At 56.3% G+C, this 2317-nt stretch carries 1 protein-coding gene; it reads right to left on the bottom strand.

Annotation, left to right across the window (positions count from 1 at the left end):
* On the bottom strand, nt 1–2242 hold a 2242-nt coding region (gene adhE, locus NW837_RS12665), incomplete at its 3' end, for a bifunctional acetaldehyde-CoA/alcohol dehydrogenase (protein WP_414331993.1).
* Nucleotides 2243–2317 lie beyond the last annotated feature (75 nt).

Here is a 2317-nt window from a genome sequence, read left to right as displayed (position 1 = left end):
ATTGGGGAAAAATGGCCTGCTTAAAGGGGGCGTCGGTGGCGTTGTAGCGGATGACGTGGGTAATCATCAGGGCATTGGCCAGGCCGTGGGGCAGATGGAAGGTGGATCCCAGCTTGTGGGCCAGGGAGTGGCACACCCCCAAAAAGGCGTTGGCAAAGGCCATGCCGGCAATGGTGGCGGCGTAGTGAACTTTTTCTCGGGCTTCTGGATCTGCAGCACCTTTTTCATAGGCCCGCGGCAGGTAGGTCATGAGCAGCTTGATGGCTTGTAATGCCAGCCCATCGGTAAAGTCGCTGGCCATCACCGACACATAGGCTTCCAGAGCATGGGTGAGGGCATCGATGCCGCCGTAAGCTGTTAGCTTCTTGGGCATCTTTAAGGTGAGATCCGGATCCACAATGGCCATGGTGGGGGTGAGGGCGTAGTCCGCCAGGGGGTATTTGATCCCCACCCGGTCATCGGTCACTACGGCAAAGGGCGTCACCTCGGATCCCGTGCCGGAAGTGGTGGGGATGCAGATGAGCTGAGCTTTTTGCCCCAGTGGCGGCAGCTCGTAAACCCGCTTGCGGATGTCCATAAAGCGCATCGCCAAGCCTTCAAACTCCACCTGGGGCTGCTCGTACATCAGCCACATCACCTTGGCCGCATCCATCGGGGATCCCCCACCGACCGCAATAATCACATCCGGTTGAAACTGGCGCAACTGCTCCAGACCGCGATTGACGTTGCTGAGGGTGGGATCCGGCTCTACATCGTGGTACACATCCCAGCTCACGCGAATCTCATCCAAAACCTGGGTGATGGGATGCAATATGCCCAACTCAAAGAGCGGCTTATCGGTCACCAAAAAGGCGCGTTTTTTGCCGGCCAATTCCCGCAGAGCAATAGGCAGACATCCGGGCTTGAAGTAAACCTTGGGCGGGATCCGAAACCAGAGCATGTTTTCCCGACGTTGGGTTACCGTTTTAATGTTGAGCAGGTGGCGCGGCCCCACATTCTCGGAGATCGAATTGCCTCCCCAAGTGCCACAGCCCAAAGTCAGAGAGGGATCTAGCTTGAAGTTGTAGAGATCCCCAATGGCCCCTTGTGAAGAGGGAGTGTTGATCAAGACTCGACCGGTTTGCAGGGCATTTTCAAAGTAGGCAATATCGTCCCGATTGGCGGGATCTGTATACAAAACAGAGGTGTGTCCCCGCCCGCCGAAATTGACCAGTTGGACAGCAACATCTACGGCGCTGTGGAAATCGTTGGCGCGGTAGAGGGCCAGAACAGGGGCCAATTTTTCGTAGGAGAAGGGCTCCTCCGGCCCCACCTTCTCCACTTCCCCAATCAGCAGTTTGGTGCCTTCGGGTACCTGGATACCGGCCAGGGCAGCGATGGTCTGCACCGACTGGCCCACAATGGCCGGATTGAGGCGACCGTCTTTGAGAAGGATGCGGCGCACGGCTTCGATTTGTTCCGGATCCAAAATGTAGGCCCCCCGATGGCCGAACTCGGCCTTGACCTGCTCGTAGATGGCATCCACCACCACCACTGCCTGTTCTGAGGCACAGATCATGCCGTTGTCGAAGGTCTTGCTCAACAAAATCGAGCTGACAGCCATGGGAATATCGGCACTGGCATCGATCACTGCCGGGGTATTGCCCGCTCCCACCCCCAAAGACGGGTGGCCCGAAGAGTAGGCCGCTTTAACCATGCCAGGCCCGCCGGTAGCCAAGATCAGCTTCACCTCAGGATGCTGCATCAAAGCCTGGGACAGCTCGATGGTGGGCTCATCGATCCAGCCAATGAGCCCCACGGGAGCACCCGCTGCCTCGGCGGCTTCCTTAACCACTTTGGCTGCGGCAATAGTACATTTTTTGGCGCGGGGATGAGGGGAAAAGATAATGCCGTTGCGGGTTTTGAGGGTGATCAGAGCCTTGAAAATTGTCGTCGAGGTAGGGTTGGTTACCGGCACAATACCTGCCAAAAGCCCTACTGGTTCAGCAATGCGCTCGTAGCCAAAACTCTCATCCCGCTCGATAACCCCGCAGGTTTTCTCGTGTTTGTATTTGTTGTAAATGTATTCCGAGGCAAAGTGATTTTTGATCACCTTGTCCTCCACAATACCCATGCCGGTTTCCTGTACCGCCAGCTTGGCCAACGGGATCCGTTCGTTGTTGGCAGCCAGAGCGGCTCTGTGAAAAATCCGGTCTACCTGTTCTTGGGTGAAAGTTGCGTATTCAGCTTGGGCAGCCTTCACCTATTGGATCAGGGTTTCCAACTCGGCTAGATTGGTTACTGGCATCGGTGGATCCCTCCAAAACTCATCAAGACT

It is taken from the genome of Synechococcus sp. R6-10, from assembly GCF_047461815.1.
GTDB lineage: Bacteria > Cyanobacteriota > Cyanobacteriia > Thermostichales > Thermostichaceae > Thermostichus.
The sequence above is the reverse complement of the archived record's forward strand: the minus strand, read 5'-3'. Positions and strand labels throughout refer to the sequence as shown.